Below are 24,496 nucleotides of genomic sequence, written 5' to 3'. Positions count from 1 at the left end.
AAACTGCGTTTACAAACCTCAGCCTGTCTGTTTAATCCAATAGGGCATCCACGAATGCTCTGGCATTAAACGGACGCAAATCGTCGATACCTTCGCCTACGCCGATGTAGCGGACAGGAACAGGGCGGTCGGAGGCAAGGGCGGCAAGGATGCCGCCTTTGGCCGTACCGTCGAGCTTGGTCACAATAAGGCCGGTCAGACCCAGAGCTTCGTCAAAGGCTTTTACTTGATTGACGGCGTTTTGACCGATGTTCGCATCCAAAACAACGATGATTTCATGTGGCGCATCAGGCATGGCTTTTTGCAGCACGCGTTTCACTTTTTTGATTTCTTCCATCAAATGAAGCTGCGTTGGCAGGCGTCCGGCGGTGTCGGCAAGCACGATGTCAATCCCGCGCGCTTTCGCAGCTTGGACGGCATCGAAGCAAACTGCTGCGGAATCGCCTGTGGTTTGCGAAATCACAGTCACATTATTGCGCTCGCCCCAAGCTTGAAGCTGCTCACGCGCGGCGGCACGGAAAGTATCGCCTGCCGCCAGCAGCACAGATTTACCCTGAGATTGGAAGTATTTGGCCAATTTGCCGATAGACGTGGTTTTGCCTGCGCCGTTGATACCGGCAAGCATAATCACGAAAGGCTCCTTGGTTTCCGGCAAGACCAAAGGTTTTTCCAAAGGCTTAATCAAGTCGTACAGCGCATCTTTCAGCGCGCCGCGCAATTCGTTGCCGTCTTTGAGGCCTTTGAGGCTGACACGGTCGCGCACGTCTTTCATCAAGTATTCGGTGGCTTCCATGCCCATATCGCTGGTAATCAGCACGGTTTCCAGCTCTTCGTACAAATCCTCGTCGATTTGTCCGCCGCCGAACACGCCTGCCAACGATTTTGCCATTTTGTCGCGCGATTTGGTCAAGCCTTGTTTCAAACGCGCAGCCCAACTGAGCTTTTGTTCTTCTACCGGAGCAGGGGCTTCAGCCGGTGTTTCCACAACGGCTTCTTGAACTTGCTCGACAGCTTCGCTAACTGCCTCAACAGCTTCTTCTTTTACCGCTTCGGCCTGTTCTGCTGCTTTCTCAGCAGCTTCAGCCACTTCAGACGGCATCTCGGAAACAGTTTCTTGAACCTGTTCAACAGCCTCGCTGACGGTTTCAACAGCTGCTTCTTTAACTGCTTCAGCCTGTTCCGCTACTTCCTCAGCGGCCTCAGCCACTTCAGACGGCATCTCGGAAACGGTTTTTTGAACCTGTTCAACAGCCTCGCTGACGGTTTCAACGGCCGCTTCTTTTGCCACTTCAACGTGTTCTTCTACTTTTTCGACTGTTTCAGACGGCGTTTCGGTCAAAGCTTCCCAAACCTGCTCGACGGTTTCGCTGACAGTTTCAACAGCCGATTCGACAACTGATTCGACCTGCCCTTTGACGCTTTCTGCTAAAGATTCGGCATCTTCTTTAATATTTTCAACTACTTGAGCAACTTCAGATTCTGCTTTTGCTGCGGTTTCCTGAACTTGAGCCTCCTTAGGAGCCGGAGTTTCCTGTTTTTTCTTGCGACGGAAGAAGCTGAACATTAAATTTTCCTTTTAATTTTAGAAACTTGAAATAGGGAGTATTGTAGCGTATTTTACGTGGCAAGGTCGTCTGAAAATCAAGGTTGTAAGATTTTGGCATTTCCAACGTCTAACGAGAGAAACTATCCATACAGGAAACATAGAGATGAATCCCCGCACATTATTTTCACTTTGCACCAAGTTCGGCTGCCTGCTTGCGCTTGGTGCCTGCTCATCCAAAATGATGGATACCGAAGCCGCAACCATACCGCAGGCTTTGTCCTCGTTGAAAACCCCTGACAACCGCCCTGCCAGTGTTTTTCTGAAAAAAGACAAACCCACCCTGATTAAATTTTGGGCAAGTTGGTGTCCTTTGTGTTTGTCCGAATTGGGACAAACCGAAAAATGGGTGCAAGATGCACAATTCGGTTCTGCCAACCTAATTACCGTTGCCTCGCCCGGTTTTCTACACGAGAAAAAAGACGGCGACTTTCAAAAATGGTATGCCGGTTTGAATTATCCTAAGCTGCCCGTCGTTACCGACAACGGCGGCACCATCGCCCAAAGCCTGAATATCAGTGTTTACCCTTCATGGGCATTAATCGGCAAAGACGGCGACGTGCAGCGCATCGTCAAAGGCAGTATCAACGAAGCGCAGGCATTGGCGTTAATCCGCGACCCGAATGCCGATATAGGCCGTCTGAAAAATTCGTTCTACAAACCCAACACACAGAAAAAGGATTCAGCAATCATGAATACGCGCACCATCTACCTTGCCGGCGGCTGCTTCTGGGGCTTGGAAGCCTATTTCCAACGCATAGACGGCGTGGTTGACGCAGTATCCGGCTACGCCAACGGCAAAACGCAAAACCCAAGCTACGAAGACGTTTCCTACCGCGATACGGGCCATGCCGAAACCGTCAAAGTCACCTATGATGCCGACAAACTCAGCCTCGACGACATCCTGCAATACTATTTCCGCGTCGTTGACCCGACCAGCCTCAACAAACAGGGTAACGACATCGGCACGCAATACCGCAGCGGCGTGTACTACACCGACCCCGCCGAAAAAGCCGTCATCGCCGCCGCACTCAAACGCGAGCAGCAAAAATACAAACTTCCCCTCGTCGTCGAAAACGAGCCGCTGAAAAACTTCTACGACGCCGAGGAATACCATCAGGACTACCTGATTAAAAACCCCAACGGCTACTGCCACATCGACATCCGCAAAGCCGACGAACCGCTGCCGAGCAAAACCAAAGCCGTCCCTCAAGGCAAAGGCTTTGACGCGGCAACGTATAAAAAACCCAGCGCTGCTGAACTCAAACGCATTCTGACCGAAGAGCAATACCAGGTTACCCAAAACAGCGAGACCGAATACGCCTTCAGCCACGAATACGACCACTTGTTCAAACCCGGCATTTATGTGGACATCGTCAGCGGCGAACCCCTGTTCAGCTCTGCCGACAAATTTGATTCCGGCTGCGGCTGGCCGAGTTTTACCCATCCAATTAATGCCTCCGCCGTTACCGAACACGACGATTTCAGCTATAACATGCGCCGCACCGAAGTGCGCAGCCACGCCGCCGACTCACACTTGGGACACGTCTTCCCCGACGGCCCGAAAGACAAAGGCGGCCTGCGCTATTGCATCAACGGCGCAAGTTTGAAATTCATTCCTTTGGAAGAAATGGACGCAGCCGGCTACGGTGCATTGAAAGACAAAGTGAAATAACGGATTGAATCGAAAAAGGCCGTCTGAAAAAGATTTCAGACGGCCTTAAATTTATAATTTATTTGGTCATGTCATAAAATGATGCAACAGAAAGTATTAAATACATTACTGATATCAAAATATATTTAATTTTTTTATCTCTAATTTCTTTCCATAAATGCAAGCATATAGGAAGCATCGTAAACACTAGAACCGCAATATTAAAACATAAAAGAAAGAGATATCCTTTAGAACTTTCTTTCCAAAAGGGTATAAAAAAACTTGTACATATCGAAAATCCAATTAGAAAAGAGACAATACTATTTAAAACATCAATAATTCTTGCCTCTATTTGAATAGAAACAAGATACGGAAAATTACATAATTGTAGAAACCTAAGAAAATGAAGATATGCCAATAATACATATATTGGAGTCAAACCCATAAAAGTATCAAATATATTTTTAAAAGGAATTTTTCCATGAAAATGTAATATACTGACTAACAAGCCGATTGGTAACCATATAATCAAATTTTCCTTACTTGGAAAATATTTAAACATCTAAAACTTTCTTCATTATTTTCATACTATATATTTAATTCAAAAAAAGCCATTTGAAGATTCAAATGGCTTTTTTATAAATCAAATTCGTTTTGCCAACTCTTCGGCCTTACCCACATACAACGCAGGGGTCAGCTCAAGCAATTTGGCTTTGGCTTCTGCCGGAATTTCCAACGATTCGATAAAGAGTTTCAACACTTCAGGCGTAATGCCGTCTTTACCGCGTGTCAGGTCTTTCAGCTTCTCGTAAGGATTGGCTACGCCGTAACGACGCATTACGGTTTGAATCGGCTCGGCCAGCAGCTCCCAAGTAGCGTCCAAATCGGCAGCAAGGGCGGCAGGATTCGGCTCAAGCTTGTTCAGACCGCGCAGATGGGCGGCAAAGCCCAATATGGTATAGCCCACGCCTACGCCCATATTGCGCAATACGGTGCTGTCGGTCAGGTCGCGCTGCCAACGGGAAATCGGCAGTTTTTCAGACAAAAAGCCCAATACGGCATTGGCCATACCGAGGTTGCCTTCGGAGTTTTCAAAGTCAATCGGATTGACTTTGTGCGGCATGGTGGAAGAACCGACTTCGCCTGCTTTAACTTTTTGTTTGAAGTAACCCAAAGAAATATAGCCCCAAACATCGCGGTTGAAGTCGATCAGAATCGTGTTGACACGGCTGATGGCTTGGAAGAATTCCGCCATATAGTCATGCGGCTCGATTTGAATGGTGTAGGGGTTGAAGGTCAGGCCGAGGCTGATTTCAACGAAGTTGCGGCAATGGGTTTCCCAATCCACATCGGGATAAGCGACCATATGGGCATTGTAGTTGCCGACTGCGCCGTTGATTTTGCCGAGGAACTCTTGCGCTTGCAGGTTTTTGAACTGGCGTTGCAGGCGGTACACGACATTGGCGATTTCTTTACCCAATGTGCTTGGTGTCGCAGGCTGGCCATGCGTGCGGCTCATCATAGGGACGGCAGCCAACTCATGCGCCATGCCGGTCAGTTTTTTGATGATTTCGGCCAGTTTCGGCAGCAAAACAGTCTCACGCGCTTCTTGCAGCATTAAAGCGTGGGACAGGTTATTGATGTCTTCGCTGGTGCAGGCAAAGTGGATGAACTCGCTGGCAGCAGCCACTTCAGGCACGCCGGAGAAGCGTTCTTTAAGCCAATATTCGATGGCTTTGACATCATGATTGGTGGTCGCCTCAATAGCTTTGACGGCGGCAGCATCTTCAAGCGAGAAGTTTTCGATCACTTTGTCGATTTCGGCAAGCGTAAAATCGCTGAAAGCAGGAACTTCTACAATCTTAGGTTCGGCGGCAAGGACTTTGAGCCAGTTTAATTCAACTTTGACACGCGCACGCATCAGGCCGTATTCGGAGAAAATCGGACGCAATGCTTCAACGGATTTGGCGTAGCGGCCATCTAATGGGGAAAGTGCAGCGATAGGGTTAATCATGTCGGATCTTCCTATGGGATGAAAACCAAATTGTTTGCAATTATACATGATTTTACACTCCAAGGCCGTCTGAAAGACAGGTTTCAGACGGCCTTTTCAGCGTATTTTTCATAAAATTCTTTTCAGAGGTTCAACTTTGCAAAATCGATTTACGATATATGCCATCTTCACGGATAATATCGGCTGACTTTCTGTAAATAATGAGGTTTTATGAATATCAAACGTTTTTCCCTAGCTGCAACCGTATTTGCGGCTTTGATGTTGAGTGCCTGTGAAACAACCACCACATCGAGCGGCGGCGGCAGCTGGACCAACATCGGCACCATCTCTGAAGGCAATATCAAAGTGGCTATTGATAGAAGCAGCATTAAAAGAAATGGCGCACTGGTTACTTTCCGCGATAAAAAAACCGTTTCCAAACTGAAAGAGGAACGTTTCGTCAACACGCCGGCCTATAAAACAGCCATCGGCAGCTGGGAAATTCATTGCTCAAACAAAACCTATCGCCTGGCAGCGCTGCAACTGATGGACGAACACGGCCGGGTAATTTCCAACCAAAGCTATACTCCGACCAGCATCCGCCCAATGAGCGTCATGAGCGGTACGATTACTGAAAAACAATACGAAACTGTGTGCGGACATAAGCTTTAATCCACACTTATTCACAAAGTTATCCACAGTTTAAATATTTAAAAGGCCGTCTGAATGCTTTGAATATCAAGTTTCAGACGGCATTTTTATGTTTTTATGGAAATTTATCTTCAAATTTATCCACAAAATTTGTTTATTCAAAAATAATTTATTAAAGCGATTCATTTACGCTCAAAATTTGCTTCATTCTTTCACAAAATACTGCTTTATCCTCTAGACTGCTATGCATCAAACTGGATCTGCGCTAAATGCTTTTCACACAGGTATTCCAATCTTTTGGAAAAAATTTGCTTCTCCAAATAAATACCTTTCCTTTGAAAATACAATTCTTCTTTAACGCAGCCTTGCCCCTGTTTCTCCGTCAATAATCTGGCTGGGCGTTTTCTGCTTACCTATCAATCCGCCTACAACCCAGACTTTCCTGCCAAACTGTCTTCTGACTTCCCTTTCCGTTTTGCATGCCCGTTTTCCTGCACGATTGCATGAAGTAGAGACTAAAGGCATTTCCAAAACCTGACACAAACGCCTTGCACCTACATGCGCAGGAACTCTGACAGCCAATTTACTGCGTCCTTTTCCACGCAATGATGGCAATACTTTTTTGCCGACCGGCAATAAAAAAGTTTTCGGAGCAGGCCATGCTTCATGCAGCATAGTTTGGATATTTTCAGACGGCCTTTGCAGCAAAGGTTGCAACTGTTCCAAGCTATGGCCAATGACAATCATGCCTTTGTGTTGCGGTCGTTTTTTCAGATGAATCAGTTGATTGAGTGCTTTAGGCAAAGTAGGGACACAGCCCAAGCCATAGCAAGACTCGGTAGGATAGGCGACCAAACCGCCTTTTTTAAGATGCGCCTGCAGCCTGCATTGGGCTGCAGCCGATAAAATTCTGGGAAACATCATCATCATACCAAGGCCGTCTGAAACTGAGATTGTCGGACAATCTGTGTTCAGACGGCCTATTTCTATTCATTATTAACGGTTGATGGCTTTATCGGCAATGTCTTTACGGTATTGCATACCGTCAAAACGGATTGTTTCCAATGCCTCATAAGCCTTGCTTTTAGCTTGGGCAACATCATCGCCCAAACCGACTACACACAATACACGGCCGCCGTTGGTTACAACTTCTCCTTTTTCATTCGTTGCAGTACCGGCATGGAAAACTTTACCGATTTGATTGGCCTTATCCAAGCCGAAGATCACATCGCCTTTTTTCGGGGAGTCAGGATAATTTTGTGCGGCCAACACCACGCCTACTGCAGTTTGCGGATTCCATTTGGCAGCAACACTATCCAGTTTGCCGTCGATTGCCGCTTCAACCAAGTCCACCAAATCGCTATCCAAACGGCTCATAATCGGCTGGGTTTCAGGGTCGCCGAAACGGCAGTTGAATTCAATGGTATAAGGCGCACCGGTTTTATCAATCATCAAGCCCGCGTATAAAAAGCCGGTAAACTCATGACCTTCTGCTTTCATACCTGCCACGGTCGGCAAAATAATTTCATTCATCGCGCGCTCGTACACATCAGGCGTTACCACCGGAGCAGGGCTGTATGCGCCCATACCGCCGGTATTAGGGCCTTTGTCGTCATCCAACAGGCGTTTATGGTCTTGACTGGTTGCCATCGGCAAAACATGATTGCCGTCCACCATAACGATAAAGCTTGCTTCCTCGCCTTGCAGGAAATCTTCAATCACGACACGCGCGCCTGCATTGCCCATTTTGTTGCCCAACAACATATCGTCAATAGCGGCATGGGCTTCATCCAAAGTCATGGCGACAATCACGCCTTTACCGGCAGCCAAACCATCCGCCTTAATAACAATTGGCGCACCTTTTTGATTGACGTAATCATGTGCCGCATCGGCATTTTCAAAGGTTTGGTATTGCGCGGTTGGAATGTTATATTTTGCCATAAACGCTTTAGCAAAATCCTTTGAGCTCTCCAGCTGGGCCGCGTATTGAGTCGGGCCAAAAATCTTCAATCCGGCAGCACGGAAGTCATTCACCACACCCGCAGCCAAAGGCGCTTCAGGGCCGACTACGGTAAAGGCAATATTTTCATTACGGCAAAAATCAATCAAATCTTGATGTGCCGTCAACGCCACATTCTGCAGTTTAGGCTCAATTGCCGTTCCGGCATTACCAGGTGCAACAAAGACAATTTCTACTTTAGCCGACTGCGCCAATTTCCAAGCCAGTGCGTGTTCACGTCCACCATTACCAATAACGAGCAATTTCATACCATCTCCTTGAAGAATAGATGTTGTAAATAAAATTCAATCGATGGAATATTGTTCCATCTTGCATAGCTGTTTCAAATTAAGAATAATATTGCACCAAGACAACCATACTCTAATTTCAAACAACGAAAGGAAAATCATGCAAAAACGTATTGACGAAATTCAAAGCAAATACCGCGAATGGTGCGAATTACTGCCGCAACTGGAAGCAGATATCGCCCGTTGGAAACATGCTGCAAGCCTCATGCAAGACATGGATGACTTCTATACCAACGAATACCAAGCATGCCATCAAGCCATTGAAGAAGGGGCAGATGTTGATTTGCGAACACAGGGCGAATACAGCATTATGAGCGAAGATGCCCTATGGAACGCACTAGGGGAATTTCATCAACTGGCTTGGGAACACCTGCGCTCAAGTGTAAATGCTTTAGACAGATACCAAGGCTAAAACTTCAAAGGCCGTCTGAAACTTTTGATTTCTCAAATATGTTCAGACGACCTTTTATTCAAACGGCTTTTCAGTATCTATTTCAATTTGGCGCGTATTTTTCCAAGCAGCAATACAAGCTTCATAATCGGCCAACGCTATTTTCACTGTCAACTTACAATCCAGCTGCAAATCCTGTTCCACAATATCGACCTGATATTGTTTGGCAATCCGTATAGCCTCATTCAAAACAGGATATTCACATTTCAACCAAACTGTCTTTTCGACATTCTTTTCAACAACTTCAGCTATCGCCAATGCCTGAGTCGTTGATTCCTTATAAGCATGAATCAAACCGGGAACGCCCAATAGCGTACCGCCAAAATAACGCACAACCACAACCAACACATCCGTTACGCCGACAGAATCAATCTGTCCCAGAATAGGGCGGCCTGCGCTTCCGGACGGTTCTCCATCATCGTTTGCGCGAAACTGCATTCCATCCACACCCAATCGATAGGCATAGCACCAATGTCGTGCCTTGTGATGTTCTTCCTTTAATGGGTCTAAATACTTCTTCACATCGGCCAAAGTGCGAATCGGATAGGCGTATGCAATGAAGCGGCTGCCTTTATCTTTAAATTCAGCCTGTGTCGGTGTGGTAATGGTTTTATAGGTCGTAATCATGCCAAAATATTTTCAGACGGCCTTTGTTGTAAAAGGCCGTCTGAACGTTTCACGTGAAACATTAGTTTTTCAGTGCTTCAGTTAGTTGAGGCACAACTTCAAACAAATCACCAACCAAGCCGTAATCTGCCACATTGAAAATCGGAGCGTCAGCATCTTTGTTGATGGCAACAATTACTTTACTGTCCTGCATACCGGCAACGTGTTGGATAGCACCGGAAATACCGATAGCAAAGTACAGTTGCGGCGCAACCACTTTACCGGTTTGTCCGACTTGGGCATCGTTTGGCGCATACTCGGCATCCACTGCTGCACGGGATGCACCAATCGCCGCACCCAAAACATCAGCCAAAGGAGTCAATACTTCATTGAATTTTTCAGCGCTGCCCAACGCACGGCCACCGGAAACAATCACTTTTGCCTGAGTCAATTCAGGGCGGTCAGACTGGGAAAGTTGACGGTTTACGAAACGGCTCAGGTTTTGAGCAGGCGTTGCCTCAACATTGACCACTTCTGCATTACCGCCTTGTCCGGCAGCATCAAATGCGGTTGCACGGAAAGTCAGCACCAGTTTTTCAGAATTGGATTGAACGGTTTCAAATGCATTACCGGCATAAATCGGACGGACAAATGTCGAGTTATCCACAACTTCAGTTAAGTCCGAAACTTGTGGCACATCCAACAGGGCAGCGACCCGGGGCAGAAGATTTTTACCAAACGCAGTTGCAGTCGCAGCCACATAGCGGTAATCCGCAGCCAATTTAACAACCAAAGGCGATAATTCTTCTGCCAAGCCTTCAGCGTAATAGGGCGCATCGGCTACCAAAACTTTCGCCACGCCTGCAACCTGTTTTGCCTCTTCAACCACCGCAGCAGCATTGCTGCCGGCAACCAATAAATCTACATTACCCAATTTGGCGGCAGCCGTTACCGCATGCAAAGTGGCAGGATTCAAATGTTGGTTATTATGTTCTGCAATAATCAATACGCTCATTTCATACTCCTTAGATCACTTTGGCTTCGTTTTTCAGCTTTTCAACCAACTCGGCAACATCAGCCACTTTCACACCAGCTTGACGTGCTTTAGGTTCGGCAAATTTCACGGTATTCAAACGCGGAGAAATATCCACAGCCAAATCGGCAGGACTTAATTTTTCCAAAGGTTTTTTCTTTGCCGCCATGATATTAGGAAGTTTGACAAAGCGTGGTTCGTTCAAACGCAAATCTGCACTAATGACCGCAGGCAGCTTCAATGCAACAGTCTCTTCGCCGCCGTCAATTTCACGGGTTACCAATGCTTCTTCGCCTTCAATTTGCACTTTTGATGCAAAAGTACCTTGAGCCGCATTCAACAACGCAGCCAGCATTTGGGCAACTTGGTTGGCGTCATCGTCAATTGCCTGTTTGCCCAGCAATAAAATTTGCGGATTTTCTTTATCCGCAACAGCTTTCAGCAATTTTGCAACGGCCAAAGGCTCCAACTTCGCATCAGTCTCAACATGAACCGCACGGTCGGCACCCATCGCCAAAGCAGTACGCAACGTCTCTTCGCATTTTTTCTCGCCAAGAGAAACAGCAACAATCTCGCTTACTTTTCCGGCTTCTTTCAAACGGACAGCTTCTTCTACCGCGATTTCATCAAACGGGTTCATCGACATTTTGACATTACCGATATCCACATCGGAACCATCGGCTTTCACACGAACTTTGACGTTATAGTCCACTACGCGCTTTACTGCGACCAGTGCTTTCATTCAATTCTCCTAAAAAGAATGTCCATCAAATCTAGCATACTGCTTTTGATACATTCTTTATATAAAATCCAATTCGGTTTTCACCAACATGATAAAACCAAATTTGTATAAATCTTGGTAAATAGAGCGGAATTATATCATTTCTAAAGCATTTACTCAGAAAATAAATCCAACTCCCCTGCAATTATTTACCATATGCTGCAACACAATCCATCAAGGTTTGATAAACCTCGTCAACATTGGGAATTTGAGCAATACCGCCTAAATTTTTTGCATAAGCCGAAACTTGAACGCCGGTCTTGGCCGGATCTGTATCTGTATAAATTCCTACAACAGGCTTTTCCAGTGCATTGGCAAGATGCAGTAGTCCGGTATCTACGCCAATAATACCCTCTGCGTTTTTCAATAAAAATGCAGCCTGTAATAAATTCATTTTGTCGCAAACCGAAGCAGACGGTAAATCGCTTGCAATCTGTTCGGCACGCATTTTTTCGGTTTCATTTCCCCACGGCAAATATACATTGCATTGTTGTTCTTCATTCAACTTTTTCAATAATGCACGCCAGTGTTCTACCGGCCATAATTTACTGTCTCGACTGGTTGCATGCAAAGCAACGTAATAAGGGGATTGCAAATTTTTCAGACGGCCTGATTCAGGAACCGACAAACCAAATACCTGCGTTTCAGGCATTGTATAACCAAATACTTGGGCGAATAATTCACGGTTTCGCCAGACCGCATTTTTGCCTTTCGGCACGGCAAATGTTTTACTGTATGCAAAGGCAGCCAAACTTTCACGCGTGCTGTGTTTATCTAAACCGTAAATAGGGGATTTCGCCATTTTGGCAAAGCATGCGCTTTTAATCAGTCCTTGACTATCTAAAACAAAATCAAAAGATTCAACCTGTAAATCTGTTTTCAGACGGCCTATTTCACGCCAAGTTTCAGCCTGAAAAAGCTGTTTGCGCCATTGCCGCCATTTCATTACATGAACCTTTTTGACAAAAGGATGCAAGCGGACAATATCTGCAAACCCTGCCTCACACAGCCAATGGAGCTCTACCTCAGGACATTGTCGCGCCAAATCTTCAACTGCGGGTAACGTGTGAATTAAATCGCCCATACTGGACAAGCGGACAAGTAAAATCTTCATATTTTGAAAAATGTTTCACGTGAAACAACAGAATTTTAAATATACTTTATTGATTATTAATGTATTTTTTTATTTCTTCGGCGTTTTCTAAAATAATAGCTCCGGCAGAACGCATTTCCCGCCATGCAGATTCAACCGTTTCCGGAGCAATGCCACGGCAAGCCGCCTGATTGACGATGACTTTCCAAGCCCCGCCTTTAAGCAACTGTAAAACTGTCGTTTTCACACAATAATCCGTTGCCAAACCGCCGACAATGACTGTATCTGCATTTTGACAGCGCAACCATTCGATCAAACCTGTACTGAGCTTTTCTTCAATATCGTGAAAACATGCGCCGTAAGGATGTAACTCAGGATCGACGCCTTTCCAAACGCAATAATTGTATTCTTTGGCTGAAGGCAGGCCATCCAACAAATCATAGCCATATGTTCCAACCATCGCATGCGATACCCAAGTCAAATCCGCATCGGGTAAACCCGTCGGTTTCAACATATCAACAGGATTATCCACAAGCCATTTTGCCGCGGCATGATGCGCATCTTTCGTCATTACGCGTAAATCCGCCAATGCAGCTTGAGCATTGAGTTCATCCGCAATCAGATGACCTTCGGCAACGGGCAATTCTTTCGGGCACAAAGGCGTAAACGTTTTTTGTGCATCTACATCGATGGAAACAATCATGGATTAATATAACCTATTGATTTTATTTATATAATTTGAATTGAGCATTTATTACCAATGTACGGACATTTGGAATAAATGCTTTGTATTATAACAAATTACTACCGCAAAATGTGGGAAAACATCTGTGATATGATGACAGTTTGCACAGAATTTTTATCCATAAATTATGTCCTATTCGATTACGCCTATTGCAACCGTTCATTCCCCCTACAAACAAAAATTCGGCATTGCCCGCCAACCCGGTTTGGTTCCTGCGGCAGAAATTTGCATTGAATTCAATCCTGAATTTACCACAGACAGCGTTCGGGGCTTGGAAGATTTCGACTACGTGTGGATAAGTTTTATTTTCCACGGCGTATTGGATGAAGGTTGGGCGCAAATGGTGCGTCCGCCACGGCTTGGAGGCAAACAAAAAATGGGCGTATTTGCCACGCGCAGCCCGCACCGCCCCAATCATCTCGGTTTATCCCTGCTGAAACTCGAACGCATCGAAACAGGCAAACCTGTCCGCATCTATTGCAGCGGCGCAGACCTATTAGACGGTACTCCGGTAGTGGATATCAAACCCTACATCCCGTTTGTCGAATCCAAACCTGACGCATCATCAGGCTTTGTCAGCGGCAAACCTGAAGAATTGAACGTTGTCTGGGCAGAAAGTACGCTTGCAGAACATTTATCCACAGAAGAAAAACATCTCATTGAGCAAAGCATCGCCCAAGATCCTCGCCCTGCCTATCAAGATATTCCCGAACGGGTTTATGTAATGAATATTGCGGATTATGAAGTGCAGTTTAGGATAGAAAACAAATGTGCCACAGTGATTAAACTATCCACAATCTGATTGCAAATTGAATCTATCTACACACAAAAGGCCGTCTGAAATGTTCAGACGGCCTTTTAATTATCCACAGACTGATTGATTCAGCCCGTTATTTTTTAGATTTTGCTGGCAAAAAATTCCAAGGTACGAACCAATTGGCAAGTGTAAGACATTTCATTGTCGTACCAAGCAACGGTTTTTACCAATTGTTTGTCGCCAACTGTCATCACGCGGGTTTGAGTCGCATCGAAAAGTGAGCCGTATTCGATACCGATGACGTCGGAAGAAACAATTTGATCTTCAGTGTAGCCTAAAGCATCGTTGGCGGCAGCTTTCATGGCTGCATTGATTTCTTCTTTGGTAACAGGGCGTTCGAGAACAGAAACCAGTTCAGTCAAAGAGCCGGTGGCTACAGGAACGCGTTGGGCAGAACCATCAAGTTTGCCGTTCAATTCAGGGATAACCAAGCCGATGGCTTTAGCGGCACCGGTGCTGTTCGGTACGATATTCAAGGCAGCGGCACGGGCGCGGCGGAAGTCGCCTTTGCGGTGTGGCGCGTCAAGGGTGTTTTGGTCGCCGGTATAAGCGTGGATAGTGGTCATCAGGCCTTCAACAATACCGAATTCTTTTTGCAATACCGCAGCCATAGGGGCCAGACAGTTAGTCGTACAAGAAGCGGCGGAGATAACGGTTTCGCTGCCGTCCAAAATATCTTGGTTTACGCCGTATACGACAGTTTTCACATCATTGCCGCCAGGAGCCGAAATTACAACTTTGCGCGCACCGGCACGGATATGGGCTTCCGCTTTGGTTTTATTGGTAAAGAAACCAGTACATTCGAGGACAACGTCCACACCCAGCTCGCCCCAAGGCAATTCTTCAGGATTAGGATTGGCAAATACTTTGATTTCTTTGCCGTTCACAACAATCGCATCATCTTTCAATTCGGCAGAGCCTTCAAAGCGGCCTTGAGTACTGTCGTATTTAAAGAGGTGCAGCAGCATATCGGCAGGAGTCAAGTCGTTAACAGCAACGACTTCGATACCTTGGGCTTTTTCAATTTGACGTAATGCCAGACGACCGATACGGCCAAAACCATTAATCGCTACTTTAATACTCATTTTGCTACTCCTAATTAGATGGAATGGGAAAAATTTTTCAGTAAGGCCATTGTATCCTGAAATAAAATTACTTTCTAGGATTAAAGATAATTACTTTTAAGTTGTTTGATTTAAATAAAGAAAACATGAAATTCTTGTTTGTAGGAAAATATCAGGTAAATCGAATCAGTCCTTAATTTTGATATTTTATTTCATAAAAACCTTTTTCCAATCTTAAAAGTTTCATAAGTTTATGGAAATCATAAACTTAGTTCTATTTCCTCCGTATTTTGCCATTTTTGTGTTGATAATTCAGTGTTTTCTTCAAATTATAATATTTTAATTTTTAAAATGATGATTTTGATGAAGAACCAAACCATCTGTGGATAACGGAATAACTTTCTTTAAAACCAATTTGATAGTCGCTTTTTATCTTTGAGGCCAACCCCAACTGAATGCCGGAATAAAAAAGGATAGAATCTTAGTTCTTCTATTTTTCTGTGGATAAAACCCAAATTACCCACTTCAATTTCACATGCTATTGTGGATAATTAAAATTTTGAAATTCACACCCGCAAAACATCCATATTGGCAAATACTATTAAAAATGATGGCTTGTTTTTTCCTTTTTAACGTATCATTTGCCCATCAGACTTTTTAAAAGGAAGCAATTATGCTGCAACGGACTTTAGCCAAATCAGTAAGCGTTACCGGCGTTGGCCTGCATTCGGGCGAAAGGGTCGCTCTGACTTTGCATCCTGCCGAAGAAAACAGCGGTATTTCGTTCCGCCGTACCGATTTAAGTGGGGAAATGGGCGAAATAATCAAATTGAATCCTTATTTGATCAACGATACCCGCCTCTCTTCAACCATCGTTACCGATAAAGGCGTACGCATCGGCACGATTGAACACATTATGTCGGCTCTGTCTGCCTATGGCATCGACAATGCCTTGATTGAATTGAACGCGCCTGAAATTCCGATTATGGACGGCTCCAGCCTGCCGTTTATTTACCTATTACAAGATGCAGGCGTTGTCGATCAAAAAGCCCAAAAACGTTTTCTAAAAATCCTCAAACCCGTTGAAATCAAAGAAACCGGAAAATGGGTGCGCTTTACGCCTTATGACGGCTTTAAAGTTACTTTAACCATCGAATTTGATCATCCCGTATTCAACCGAAGCGCACCTACTTTCGAGATTGATTTTGCAGGAAAATCCTATATCGATGAGATTGCCCGTGCCCGTACCTTCGGCTTTATGCACGAAGTGGAAATGATGCGCGCCCACAATCTCGGACTGGGCGGCAATTTGAACAACGCCATCGTGATTGACGACATGGATGTTTTGAATCCGGAAGGTTTGCGCTATCCCGATGAATTTGTCCGCCACAAAATCCTTGATGCGATTGGCGATTTATACATTGTCGGCCATCCGATTATCGGCGCATTTGAAGGTTACAAATCAGGCCATGCCATCAATAATGCGCTGTTGCGTGCCGTTTTGGCAGATGAAACCGCTTACGAATGGGTTGAGTTTGCCGATGACGAAGATTTGCCCACCGCTTTTCACGAGTTGCCGGCAGCCTGATAGAAAATAGATAAAGCAGTCCAATGAAAAGGCCGTCTGAACCTTTCAGACGGCCTAAATCATGTCATTTTCCACAAGTAATTATCCACATATTCATCCTTTTTATCTTATTGAAAAATAAAAACATTAAAATTTAGCGTTATTCTTATACACATCTTATCCATATTTTTTCCTAAACTAAAAGGCCGTCTGAACAACTAGGTTTCAGACGGCCTTTGCATGTCAAACCGACAATATCAATCGCCCATGACCTTGCCTTCACGGCGCGGGTCGGCGCCGCCGAGCAAACTGTCTTTGCCGATCACAATGCCTTGCACGCCGGAATTCAAATCGCGGATTTGGACTTTGTAGCCCAATTTTTCCAACGCAGCCGCTTTATCCGCAGCCGCTGTTTTATCCTCGATTTCATACTGGCTGCCGCGATTGAGCATATTCGGCAGTGAAATTGCCGTCTGAATGTCCATACCCCAATCGATATGCGCCACCAGCGTTTTAGCGACAAAACCGATAATGCGGCTGCCACCCGGCGAACCGACCGCCATATAAGGTTTTCCGTCTTTCATCACAATGGTCGGCGCCATCGAAGAACGCGGACGTTTTCCACCGGCAACGCTGTTTGCCACCGTTTTACCGTCCTCTCCGACAGGATTGAAGGCAAAATCGGTTAATTCGTTGTTGAGCAGATAACCGTTTGCCATCAGCCCCGAACCGAACGCGTTTTCAATCGAAGTCGTCATCGACACGACATTGCCGTCTTTATCCACAACCACCAAATGGCTAGTAGACGGTAGCTCGACCGCCATGCCCTGCGCGTATACCTTGCCGAACTGACCTGCCTGAATAGTTTCCAATGCCTTGTCAGCTTTGCGGATTTCTTCGGCACGCGGTTTCAAATAAGCCTGAGAAATCATGGCGCGGGTCGGAACGTTCACAAACGCAGGATCGCCGACATAATAATCACGGTCGGCAAAAGCAATCCGCGACGCATCGCCTATCCAGCGCCAACTGTGAATATTTTCCGATCCCAACGCCCTCATATCCTGATTTTGTAAGACGCCCAAAATCTCACCCAAAGCAATCGCGCCCGAACTTGGCGCGCCCATGCCGCAAACTTCATATTCACGATACGGCGCGCAAACCGGCTTACGCTCGATAACTTGATAGTTTTTCAAATCCGCCATGCTGATTTTGCCAGGATTATCCACAGCACCGGTAACGGCACGAACAATATTCTGCGCCTGCATTCCCTGATAAAACGGCGCACTGCCTTTTTCCGCCAACAGGCGTACGGAACGCGCAAATTCAGGGTTTTTCAAAACCGTTCCCGAAGCCAAAGGTTTGCCGTCAGGCAGGAAGTAAGCGGCGGTTTGCGGATAACGTTGCAAGGGTTCCAAATTTTGTTCGATGGATTTCGCCATACGCGGAGAAACGGCAAAACCTTGTTCCGCCAAAGTAATCGGTTTCTCAAACAAACTTGCCCAGGGCAATTTGCCGTAACGCTTGTGGACATCTTCCAGCAGCTTCGGAATTCCCGGCACACCGACCGAACGGCCGCCGACCACTGCTTTCATAAAGCCCATCGGTTTGCCGTTTTCATCCAAGAAAAGTTCCGGCGTTGCCGCTTTCGGCGCCGTTTCTCGGGCATCAAACGTCGTCAGCTTTTTCGCCTTATTGTCCCAATACACCAAAAACGCACCGCCGCCCAATCCGGAAGACTGCGGCTCAACCAGTCCCAAAGTTGTCTGCATGGCAATCATCGCATCTATCGCACTGCCGCCGCGCTTCAAAATTTCATAACCGGCTTCAGTTGCCAGCGGATTGGCAGACGCCGCCATATAATGCTTGGCGCGGATTAATTTCTGCTCCGTCAGCCCTGTTCCTTGCTCCGGCGCATGGTTATCCACAGATACAGAGGGCAGGGAAACTTGAGGCTTTTGAACCGGCTGTTGCGCACAAGCGGCCAAAATCAAAACGGATAACAGGTTAATACTAAAGGAAAACTTCATATGCACACCCTTATTGAAATATTTTCAGACGGCCTTTTCCCAGCTTAAATAAAAGGAAATATGAAAATAACTTGAAATAAAAAACCATTTGACTATTTCTCTAGTCAATCAGTTCCAATTGGAGAAGTATAAAACAGGCTAAGATTGTGCACAGGCAAAAAGTTACCCACAGAATAAAGCAGTAGGAAATTTTTATCCACATCTGCAAACAAGGCCGACAATACTTTATCCTCATCAAAAAATATCAGCTAAGTATTTGAAAAATTTTTGTAATCAAAGTTATCAACAAGCTGTGTCTGCACTCAATATCATCTTCTATTTATTATTTAAAATCTTATTTATAGTTTGTTTTCCCAAAGGCCGTCTGAAACGTAAAGGCATCTTTTCAAAAAATTAAAAAGTTAAGGATTGTTAAAAAGTTGTAAATCAGCTAGAGTTACGGTTGATAAATTAAATTAATAATGGAGCTTCCATCAATGAAAGGCGATATCGGCGTCATCGGCTTGGCCGTTATGGGTCAAAATTTGATTTTGAATATGAACGATCGCGGTTTCAAAGTCGTGGCGTACAACCGGACCACCGCTAAAGTAGACGATTTTCTCAACGGCGCAGCTAAAGGTACCAACATTATCGGTGCCTATTCATTGCAAGATTTAGTGGATAAACTGGAAAAACCGCGCAAAATCATGATGATGGTTCGCGCTGGCTCTGTTGTTGACGATTTTATCGAACAACTCGTTCCGCTTTTGGACGAAGGCGACATCATTATTGACGGCGGTAATGCCAACTATCCTGATTCCACCCGCCGTACACACGAGCTGGCCGCGAAAGGCATCCGCTTTATCGGCGCGGGCGTATCCGGTGGCGAAGAAGGCGCGCGTCACGGCCCGTCCATCATGCCCGGCGGCGACGAAGCCGCATGGCCCGCCGTCAAACCTATCTTCCAAGCCATTGCCGCCAAAACCCCGCAAGGCGAACCCTGCTGCGACTGGGTCGGCCGCGACGGCGCAGGCCATTTCGTCAAAATGGTGCACAACGGCATCGAATACGGTGATATGCAGTTGATTTGCGAAGCGTACCAATTCATGAAAGACGGTTTGGGCCTGTCTTATGATGAAATGCACCAAATCTTCAACAAGTGGAACAAAACCGAACTGGATTCTTATCTGATTGAAATTACTGCCGCGATTTTGGGTTACAGAGATGAAAACGGCGAACCTTTGGTCGAAAAAATCCTTGATACCGCAGGTCAAAAAGGCACAGGCAAATGGACCGGTATCAATGCCCTCGATTTGGGTATCCCGTTGACCCTGATTTCCGAAGCCGTGTTTGCACGTTGCGTGTCCGCGTTTAAAGACCAACGCGCCCAAGCAAACAGCCTGTTTGGCAAAACCATCAGCCCCGTCGAAGGCGACAAAGCCACATGGGTGGATGCTTTGCGCCAAGCCCTGTTGGCATCCAAAATCATTTCTTATGCACAAGGCTTTATGCTGATCCGCGAAGCCAGCGAAAACAACGATTGGGCATTGAATTACGGCAATACTGCCCTCTTGTGGCGCGAAGGCTGCATCATCCGCAGCGCGTTCTTGGGCAACATCCGTGACGCATACGAAGCCAATCCTGATTTGGTATTCTTGGGTTCCGATCCTTATTTCAAAGGCGTGTTGGAAACCTGTCTGCCTGCATGGCGTAAAGTGGTGGCCAAAGCGATTGAGTACGGTATTCCGATGCCTTGCATGGCTTCCGCCATTACCTTCCTTGACGGCTACACTTCCGAGCGTCTGCCGGCCAACCTGCTGCAAGCGCAACGCGACTACTTCGGCGCGCACACTTACGAGCGTACCGACAAACCGCGCGGCGAGTTCTTCCATACCAACTGGACAGGCAAGGGCGGCGATACCGCTTCAACCACATACGATATTTAATTTGCCTGAGCAAACAAAAGGCCGTCTGAGTATTTCAGACGGCCTTTTTATAGGGTTATCCACAATGAAGAATGAAACGATTTAACCTATTTTATAGATAACTTTATGAAATAAATAAGAATTAATAAAGGCCGTCTGAATATTTCAGACGGCCTTTAAAATTGTTCACAACCTTATCAACAGGTTTTCCATAGATTAAACCAGATTTTGCGGATTACCGGCCACAAAGTGGTTGATATTGTCTAAAAGGATGTCAAACAGGCGGTTGGCGGCCTCTTGGCTTGCCCATGCAATGTGTGGCGTGACGATGAGGTTGGGCAGTCGGGCTTTCAGCAGAGGGTTGCCGTCGCGCGGCGGCTCTTGTGTCAATACGTCAAAACCTGCTCCGCCGATTTGGCCGTATTTCAACGCCGCAACCAAAGCGGCTTCATCAACCAAGCCGCCGCGTCCGCAGTTGATGAGGATGGCGCCGGGTTTCATTTGCTGCAATTCAGCTTCGCCTATCATATTGGCCGTTTGCGGCGTGAGCGGACAATTAAGCGATACGACATCGGCGGAGCGGATGGCTTCGTCAAAGGAAACATAACCGTCGCGGACGCTTTGGGCATTTTTATGTTCGGCGAACACGACATTCATTTTGAAAGCCTGAGCATAAGTTGCCAGCGTTTTCCCGATATTGCCGCGACCGAAAATCGCCAGCGTTTTACCGTTCAAATCGCGCATCGGTGCGCCGAGGTGGCAGAAAAACGGTGAGTTTTCCCACAAGCCTGCCGCAACGTCACGCTGATAGGCAGGCAGGTTGCGCATCAGGGTAATCATCATCATAAACGCGTGTTCCGCCACGGATTCATTGCCGTAAGCGCGGATATTGCACACTGCCGTACCGTTTTGTTTGGCAGCCTCAACGTCCACATTGTTGACGCCTGTCGCGGTAACGGCAACCAGCTTGAATTGTGGATTTTCGGCAAATGCTTGGGCGGAAATCACGACTTTGTTGGTAATCACAATGTCCGCGCCGCGGATACGCTCTAAGGTTTCGTGCGCTTCGGTTGTGCCGTAGCTGCTCAATGTATGTGGAAAATCAAAATCAAACGGGCGGTTGACGAGAGTATCGCGGTCGAGGACGACAATATGGAGCGGGTTCATAAAATTCCTATCAAAAATAAAATATCGATTTATAAAATCTAAATTAGGATAAAGGATTTAAAATATACGCGTTAGTTGATAATAATTATTATGTAGCGATTAAAACACCAATGTATCAGGAAAACAGAATGATTAAAACCATTACATTTGCTATTTTGCATTTCAGCGTCGCATTTAGTGTCGCCTATATTCTGACCGGCAGTATCGGCGTTTCCAGCGCGGTGGCCTTGGTCGAACCCATCGCCAATACCGTCGTCTTTTATTTTCACGAAAAAGCGTGGAACCGCTACGAGAAAAACAAATCCGAAAAACAAAAATTGTGGGTGCCTCTGCATCAGTGCGGCTAAAGTTTCAGACGGCCCTTTGCTTGATTAAAAACGATTATGCCTTTGCAGTTCGTCCATCGCCATCAAAATGCCAAACCCTAAAATAGGGTAAGACTTTACGAAGGCTTCATGAAGGTAAAAATGCTAAAATACGCTATTCTTGCAAACCCATTCAGACGGCCTCAATGCTCACCGATTTAGAAAAAAACGCCATCCGCGACCATTACCAAAACATCGGCAAAAACCTGCCCGGTTTCCGTCCGCGCGCTTCGCAGCGGGAAATGATTGCGGCGATTGCCAACGCTTTTTCGCGGACGTTGACGCGTGAAGAAGGCGAAGAAGCGCCCAAACGCGAGGGCGAGAGCATTGCCGTGATCGAAGGGCCGACCGGCGTGGGTAAATCGTTGGCCTATCTTTTGGCCGGCGGCATCATGGCGCAAACGCGCGGCAAACGGCTGATTGTCAGCAGCGCGACGGTGGCCTTGCAGGAGCAGTTGGTTGACCGCGATTTACCGTTTCTGGTCGAAAAAAGCGGTTTGGAGCTGACCTTTACGCTTGCCAAGGGGCGCGGCCGTTATCTTTGCCCTTACAAACTCTATCAACTGACGCAAAACAACGCCCAGCAAAACCTGCTTGGTTTTGAAGCGCCGGAAGTGTTGTGGGACAGCAAACCCAAGCCGGAAGAATTGAACCTGCTGCGCGACATTGCCGATGAATTTTCCGCCCGCCGCTTTAATGGCGACCGCGACACTTGGCCGGAAAAAATCGATGACGCGATTTGGCTCAAAGTTACCAACGACCGCCACGGTTGCCTGAAATCCGCCTGTCCTAACCGTCCGGAATGCCCGTTTTACCTGGCGCGCGATGTTTTGGAAACCGTCGATGTCGTCGTTGCCAACCATGACCTTCTGCTTGCCGACATCAGCATGGGCGGCGGCGTGATTCTGCCTGCACCCGAAAACAGTTTCTATTGCATAGACGAAGCGCACCATCTGCCCAAAAAAGCCCTCAGCCGTTTTGCCGCCGAACATTCATGGAATATTGCCGTTTGGACGCTGGAAAAACTGCCGCAGCTTACCGGCAAAATTGCCACGCTGACCGATAAAGCCGAACTTGCCAACCTTGCTGACGAAGCTGCCACATCCTTGCTCGACAGCCTGCACGAATGGCAGTTTCACTTGGCGGAAGAGCCGTCTTTAAGTCTGGGGTCGTCTGAAAACGACAGGCGGAAACACAACGAACCGACTTGGCTGTGGGAAGACGGCAAAATCCCCGAAGGCCTGGAAACCACAGTTTCCAATACGGCCATTGCTGCACGCAGCCTGCTCAAACACGTCGTCGGGCTGAACGATGCGCTTTCCGCCGCCCGCCGCGAAAAAGAACAGGACGGCGCGCTCATCGACCGCCTGACCAGCGAGTTCGGCCTTTTTATCGCCCGTATCGAACAAATCAGCGCAGTTTGGGATTTGCTCTCTACCGTTCCCATTGAAGGCGAAGAGCCGTTGGCGAAATGGATAACCCGCCGTGCCGACGACAAAAACGACTATATTTTCAACGCCAGCCCCATCAGCAGCGCATCCCACCTTGCCAACAGCCTGTGGCGGCGCGCGGCAGGTGCGGTGTTGACTTCGGCCACCCTGCAATCGCTCGGCAGCTTCAACCTGATTTTGCGCCAAACCGGCCTGCTGTGGCTGCCCGAAACCACCACGCTTGCATTGGAAAGCCCGTTTAATTTCGATACGCAAGGCGAGCTGTATATTCCGCCCGTACACGCCAGCCCCAAAGACCCTGATGCGCACACGGCCGCCATTGTCGAATGGTTGCCGAAGCTGGTTTCGCCGGTTGAAGCCATCGGCACGCTGGTGTTGTTTTCCTCGCGCAAGCAAATGCAGGATGTCGCCTTACGACTGCCTGACGAATACTTGCCGCTTCTGCTTGTACAAGGAGAGTTGCCCAAGGCTGTCCTGTTGCAAAGGCACCATCAAGCCATTGCCGAAGGTAAAGCCAGCATTATTTTCGGCCTCGACAGTTTTGCCGAAGGCCTCGACCTGCCCGGCACGGCCTGCGTTCAAGTCATTATTGCCAAGCTGCCGTTTGCCATGCCGGACAACCCCATCGAGAAAACCCAAAACCGTTGGATTGAACAACGCGGCGGCAATCCTTTTATCGAAATTACGGTGCCTGAAGCCAGCATCAAACTGATCCAAGCCGTCGGCCGCCTTATCCGTACCGAACAGGATTACGGCCGTGTGACCATCCTCGACAACCGCGTCAAAACGCAACGCTACGGCCAGCAATTATTGGCCTGTTTGCCGCCGTTTAAACGGATAGGGTAGTTGTGGATAATTCAAAGGCAGAGGCCGTCTGAAATCAAATGTTCAGACGGCCTTTTATTCATTTCAAGCTATAAATCCAATTTCATGACGGATACGGTTTCCCCGTTGTGCCAAGTCTGCGTGATTTCTTTCTAGCCGAACTTTTCATACACGGCCTGCACATCCGGCGTGGGGTAATTCCTAAATCAAATTTTACTAGCACACAGTTAGAAGATATTATGGCTGGAAAACGGACTATTAATGGATATATTTGGCATCATAATGCACAAAGTGCACCAAATAACATGCAGCTAGTACCATTGGAAATACATGATGCAGTTAGACATACTGGTCAAAATGCATTAAAAAAAGGACGTTAATCAAGGAAATGA

21 protein-coding genes are annotated in these 24,496 nt (G+C 46.8%); 9 read left to right on the top strand and 12 right to left on the bottom strand.

Annotation, left to right across the window (positions count from 1 at the left end; genetic code table 11):
* Positions 1-31 precede the first annotated feature (31 nt).
* On the bottom strand, positions 32-1,564 hold the full coding sequence (gene ftsY, locus ACTHSN_RS10125; protein WP_440365296.1) for a signal recognition particle-docking protein FtsY: 1,533 nt from the start codon (positions 1,562-1,564) through the stop codon (positions 32-34).
* 145 nt (positions 1,565-1,709) lie between these two features.
* Here ftsY and msrAB point away from each other — a divergent pair, with 145 nt between their 5' ends.
* The gene (gene msrAB / locus ACTHSN_RS10120) at positions 1,710-3,278 is read left to right on the top strand and encodes a bifunctional peptide-methionine (S)-S-oxide reductase MsrA/peptide-methionine (R)-S-oxide reductase MsrB (RefSeq protein WP_440365295.1); all 1,569 of its coding nucleotides are present in this window, start codon (positions 1,710-1,712) and stop codon (positions 3,276-3,278) included.
* Positions 3,279-3,900: 622 nt separating this feature from the next.
* Here the strand turns inward: msrAB and purB are convergent.
* Positions 3,901-5,271, bottom strand: coding sequence for an adenylosuccinate lyase (purB, locus tag ACTHSN_RS10115; protein WP_004519181.1), 1,371 nt, complete (start codon positions 5,269-5,271; stop codon positions 3,901-3,903).
* Positions 5,272-5,481: 210 nt separating this feature from the next.
* Between purB and ACTHSN_RS10110 the strand changes: the two genes are divergently transcribed.
* Positions 5,482-5,922, top strand: a complete 441-nt coding sequence (locus ACTHSN_RS10110; RefSeq protein WP_004519182.1) for a surface-adhesin E family protein — start codon at positions 5,482-5,484, stop codon at positions 5,920-5,922.
* A 333-nt stretch (positions 5,923-6,255) separates the two neighbouring features.
* Here ACTHSN_RS10110 and ACTHSN_RS10105 read toward each other — a convergent pair whose 3' ends face one another.
* Complete coding sequence (locus ACTHSN_RS10105; RefSeq protein ID WP_070461562.1) at positions 6,256-6,825, bottom strand: L-threonylcarbamoyladenylate synthase; 570 nt, start codon at positions 6,823-6,825, stop codon at positions 6,256-6,258.
* Between the two features lie 72 nt (positions 6,826-6,897).
* Positions 6,898-8,169, bottom strand: a complete 1,272-nt coding sequence (purD, locus tag ACTHSN_RS10100; RefSeq protein WP_070461523.1) for a phosphoribosylamine--glycine ligase — start codon at positions 8,167-8,169, stop codon at positions 6,898-6,900.
* Between the two features lie 139 nt (positions 8,170-8,308).
* Here purD and ACTHSN_RS10095 point away from each other — a divergent pair, with 139 nt between their 5' ends.
* Entirely contained in the window at positions 8,309-8,620 is a 312-nt protein-coding gene (locus ACTHSN_RS10095; RefSeq protein ID WP_003747758.1) for a DUF4298 domain-containing protein, read from the top strand.
* Between the two features lie 54 nt (positions 8,621-8,674).
* On the opposite strand, the gene ACTHSN_RS10090 is transcribed toward ACTHSN_RS10095, so the two are convergent.
* The 5 genes from ACTHSN_RS10090 to ACTHSN_RS10070 all read right to left on the bottom strand — a co-directional run bounded on the left by ACTHSN_RS10090 (position 8,675) and on the right by ACTHSN_RS10070 (position 12,875).
* Positions 8,675-9,286: an IMPACT family protein gene (locus ACTHSN_RS10090; RefSeq protein WP_070461524.1), complete on the bottom strand. Its 612-nt coding sequence runs from the start codon at positions 9,284-9,286 to the stop codon at positions 8,675-8,677.
* 61 nt (positions 9,287-9,347) lie between these two features.
* Complete coding sequence (locus ACTHSN_RS10085; protein WP_070461525.1) at positions 9,348-10,280, bottom strand: electron transfer flavoprotein subunit alpha/FixB family protein; 933 nt, start codon at positions 10,278-10,280, stop codon at positions 9,348-9,350.
* Positions 10,281-10,290: 10 nt separating this feature from the next.
* Entirely contained in the window at positions 10,291-11,040 is a 750-nt protein-coding gene (locus tag ACTHSN_RS10080) for an electron transfer flavoprotein subunit beta/FixA family protein (protein WP_003686610.1), read from the bottom strand.
* Positions 11,041-11,224: 184 nt separating this feature from the next.
* The gene (gene waaC, locus ACTHSN_RS10075) at positions 11,225-12,193 is read right to left on the bottom strand and encodes a lipopolysaccharide heptosyltransferase I (RefSeq protein ID WP_070461526.1); all 969 of its coding nucleotides are present in this window, start codon (positions 12,191-12,193) and stop codon (positions 11,225-11,227) included.
* A 46-nt stretch (positions 12,194-12,239) separates the two neighbouring features.
* Positions 12,240-12,875, bottom strand: a complete 636-nt coding sequence (locus ACTHSN_RS10070; RefSeq protein WP_004519191.1) for a nicotinamidase — start codon at positions 12,873-12,875, stop codon at positions 12,240-12,242.
* A 169-nt stretch (positions 12,876-13,044) separates the two neighbouring features.
* Between ACTHSN_RS10070 and tsaA the strand changes: the two genes are divergently transcribed.
* Positions 13,045-13,719, top strand: a complete 675-nt coding sequence (gene tsaA, locus ACTHSN_RS10065) for a tRNA (N6-threonylcarbamoyladenosine(37)-N6)-methyltransferase TrmO (RefSeq protein WP_004519192.1) — start codon at positions 13,045-13,047, stop codon at positions 13,717-13,719.
* A 95-nt stretch (positions 13,720-13,814) separates the two neighbouring features.
* Here tsaA and gap read toward each other — a convergent pair whose 3' ends face one another.
* Positions 13,815-14,819, bottom strand: coding sequence for a type I glyceraldehyde-3-phosphate dehydrogenase (gene gap, locus ACTHSN_RS10060; RefSeq protein WP_049335677.1), 1,005 nt, complete (start codon positions 14,817-14,819; stop codon positions 13,815-13,817).
* A gap of 652 nt (positions 14,820-15,471) precedes the next feature.
* On the opposite strand from gap, the gene lpxC reads away from it, so the two are divergent.
* Positions 15,472-16,386: a UDP-3-O-acyl-N-acetylglucosamine deacetylase gene (lpxC, locus tag ACTHSN_RS10055; RefSeq protein WP_070461527.1), complete on the top strand. Its 915-nt coding sequence runs from the start codon at positions 15,472-15,474 to the stop codon at positions 16,384-16,386.
* A gap of 236 nt (positions 16,387-16,622) precedes the next feature.
* On the opposite strand, the gene ggt is transcribed toward lpxC, so the two are convergent.
* A complete protein-coding gene (gene ggt, locus ACTHSN_RS10050; protein WP_070461528.1) occupies positions 16,623-18,392 on the bottom strand; it encodes a gamma-glutamyltransferase in 1,770 nt (589 codons plus the stop codon).
* Between the two features lie 476 nt (positions 18,393-18,868).
* Between ggt and gnd the strand changes: the two genes are divergently transcribed.
* Positions 18,869-20,317 (top strand): decarboxylating NADP(+)-dependent phosphogluconate dehydrogenase, encoded by a 1,449-nt coding sequence (gene gnd / locus ACTHSN_RS10045; protein ID WP_070461529.1) that lies wholly within the window; start codon positions 18,869-18,871, stop codon positions 20,315-20,317.
* A 195-nt stretch (positions 20,318-20,512) separates the two neighbouring features.
* Here gnd and ACTHSN_RS10040 read toward each other — a convergent pair whose 3' ends face one another.
* On the bottom strand, positions 20,513-21,463 hold the full coding sequence (locus ACTHSN_RS10040) for a D-2-hydroxyacid dehydrogenase (RefSeq protein ID WP_070461530.1): 951 nt from the start codon (positions 21,461-21,463) through the stop codon (positions 20,513-20,515).
* Positions 21,464-21,591: 128 nt separating this feature from the next.
* Between ACTHSN_RS10040 and ACTHSN_RS10035 the strand changes: the two genes are divergently transcribed.
* The 3 genes from ACTHSN_RS10035 to ACTHSN_RS10025 all read left to right on the top strand — a co-directional run bounded on the left by ACTHSN_RS10035 (position 21,592) and on the right by ACTHSN_RS10025 (position 24,484).
* Positions 21,592-21,810, top strand: a complete 219-nt coding sequence (locus ACTHSN_RS10035) for a DUF2061 domain-containing protein (RefSeq protein WP_107768592.1) — start codon at positions 21,592-21,594, stop codon at positions 21,808-21,810.
* A 164-nt stretch (positions 21,811-21,974) separates the two neighbouring features.
* Positions 21,975-24,125, top strand: a complete 2,151-nt coding sequence (dinG, locus tag ACTHSN_RS10030; RefSeq protein WP_070461532.1) for an ATP-dependent DNA helicase DinG — start codon at positions 21,975-21,977, stop codon at positions 24,123-24,125.
* A 107-nt stretch (positions 24,126-24,232) separates the two neighbouring features.
* Positions 24,233-24,484, top strand: coding sequence for an HNH endonuclease (locus tag ACTHSN_RS10025; RefSeq protein WP_283120669.1), 252 nt, complete (start codon positions 24,233-24,235; stop codon positions 24,482-24,484).
* Positions 24,485-24,496 lie beyond the last annotated feature (12 nt).

Origin of the sequence: Neisseria sp. P0009.S010 (assembly GCF_051958545.1) — a bacterium.
Classification (GTDB): domain Bacteria; phylum Pseudomonadota; class Gammaproteobacteria; order Burkholderiales; family Neisseriaceae; genus Neisseria; species Neisseria subflava_A.
This window is presented reverse-complemented; position numbering and strand designations above follow the sequence as displayed.

What these genes read in the sequence shown, in the direction of transcription:
- ACTHSN_RS10095 (WP_003747758.1), top strand. Translation starts at nt 8,309, where the DNA reads ATGCAAAAACGTATTGACGAAATTCAAAGCAAATACCGCGAATGGTGC.
- ACTHSN_RS10035 (WP_107768592.1), top strand. Translation starts at nt 21,592, where the DNA reads ATGATTAAAACCATTACATTTGCTATTTTGCATTTCAGCGTCGCATTT.
- waaC (WP_070461526.1), bottom strand. Translation starts at nt 12,193, where the DNA reads ATGAAGATTTTACTTGTCCGCTTGTCCAGTATGGGCGATTTAATTCAC.
- gnd (WP_070461529.1), top strand. Translation starts at nt 18,869, where the DNA reads ATGAAAGGCGATATCGGCGTCATCGGCTTGGCCGTTATGGGTCAAAAT.
- dinG (WP_070461532.1), top strand. Translation starts at nt 21,975, where the DNA reads ATGCTCACCGATTTAGAAAAAAACGCCATCCGCGACCATTACCAAAAC.
- ggt (WP_070461528.1), bottom strand. Translation starts at nt 18,392, where the DNA reads ATGAAGTTTTCCTTTAGTATTAACCTGTTATCCGTTTTGATTTTGGCC.
- ftsY (WP_440365296.1), bottom strand. Translation starts at nt 1,564, where the DNA reads ATGTTCAGCTTCTTCCGTCGCAAGAAAAAACAGGAAACTCCGGCTCCT.
- ACTHSN_RS10110 (WP_004519182.1), top strand. Translation starts at nt 5,482, where the DNA reads ATGAATATCAAACGTTTTTCCCTAGCTGCAACCGTATTTGCGGCTTTG.
- tsaA (WP_004519192.1), top strand. Translation starts at nt 13,045, where the DNA reads ATGTCCTATTCGATTACGCCTATTGCAACCGTTCATTCCCCCTACAAA.
- ACTHSN_RS10070 (WP_004519191.1), bottom strand. Translation starts at nt 12,875, where the DNA reads ATGATTGTTTCCATCGATGTAGATGCACAAAAAACGTTTACGCCTTTG.
- purB (WP_004519181.1), bottom strand. Translation starts at nt 5,271, where the DNA reads ATGATTAACCCTATCGCTGCACTTTCCCCATTAGATGGCCGCTACGCC.
- gap (WP_049335677.1), bottom strand. Translation starts at nt 14,819, where the DNA reads ATGAGTATTAAAGTAGCGATTAATGGTTTTGGCCGTATCGGTCGTCTG.
- msrAB (WP_440365295.1), top strand. Translation starts at nt 1,710, where the DNA reads ATGAATCCCCGCACATTATTTTCACTTTGCACCAAGTTCGGCTGCCTG.
- lpxC (WP_070461527.1), top strand. Translation starts at nt 15,472, where the DNA reads ATGCTGCAACGGACTTTAGCCAAATCAGTAAGCGTTACCGGCGTTGGC.
- ACTHSN_RS10085 (WP_070461525.1), bottom strand. Translation starts at nt 10,280, where the DNA reads ATGAGCGTATTGATTATTGCAGAACATAATAACCAACATTTGAATCCT.
- purD (WP_070461523.1), bottom strand. Translation starts at nt 8,169, where the DNA reads ATGAAATTGCTCGTTATTGGTAATGGTGGACGTGAACACGCACTGGCT.
- ACTHSN_RS10105 (WP_070461562.1), bottom strand. Translation starts at nt 6,825, where the DNA reads ATGATGTTTCCCAGAATTTTATCGGCTGCAGCCCAATGCAGGCTGCAG.
- ACTHSN_RS10040 (WP_070461530.1), bottom strand. Translation starts at nt 21,463, where the DNA reads ATGAACCCGCTCCATATTGTCGTCCTCGACCGCGATACTCTCGTCAAC.
- ACTHSN_RS10090 (WP_070461524.1), bottom strand. Translation starts at nt 9,286, where the DNA reads ATGATTACGACCTATAAAACCATTACCACACCGACACAGGCTGAATTT.
- ACTHSN_RS10080 (WP_003686610.1), bottom strand. Translation starts at nt 11,040, where the DNA reads ATGAAAGCACTGGTCGCAGTAAAGCGCGTAGTGGACTATAACGTCAAA.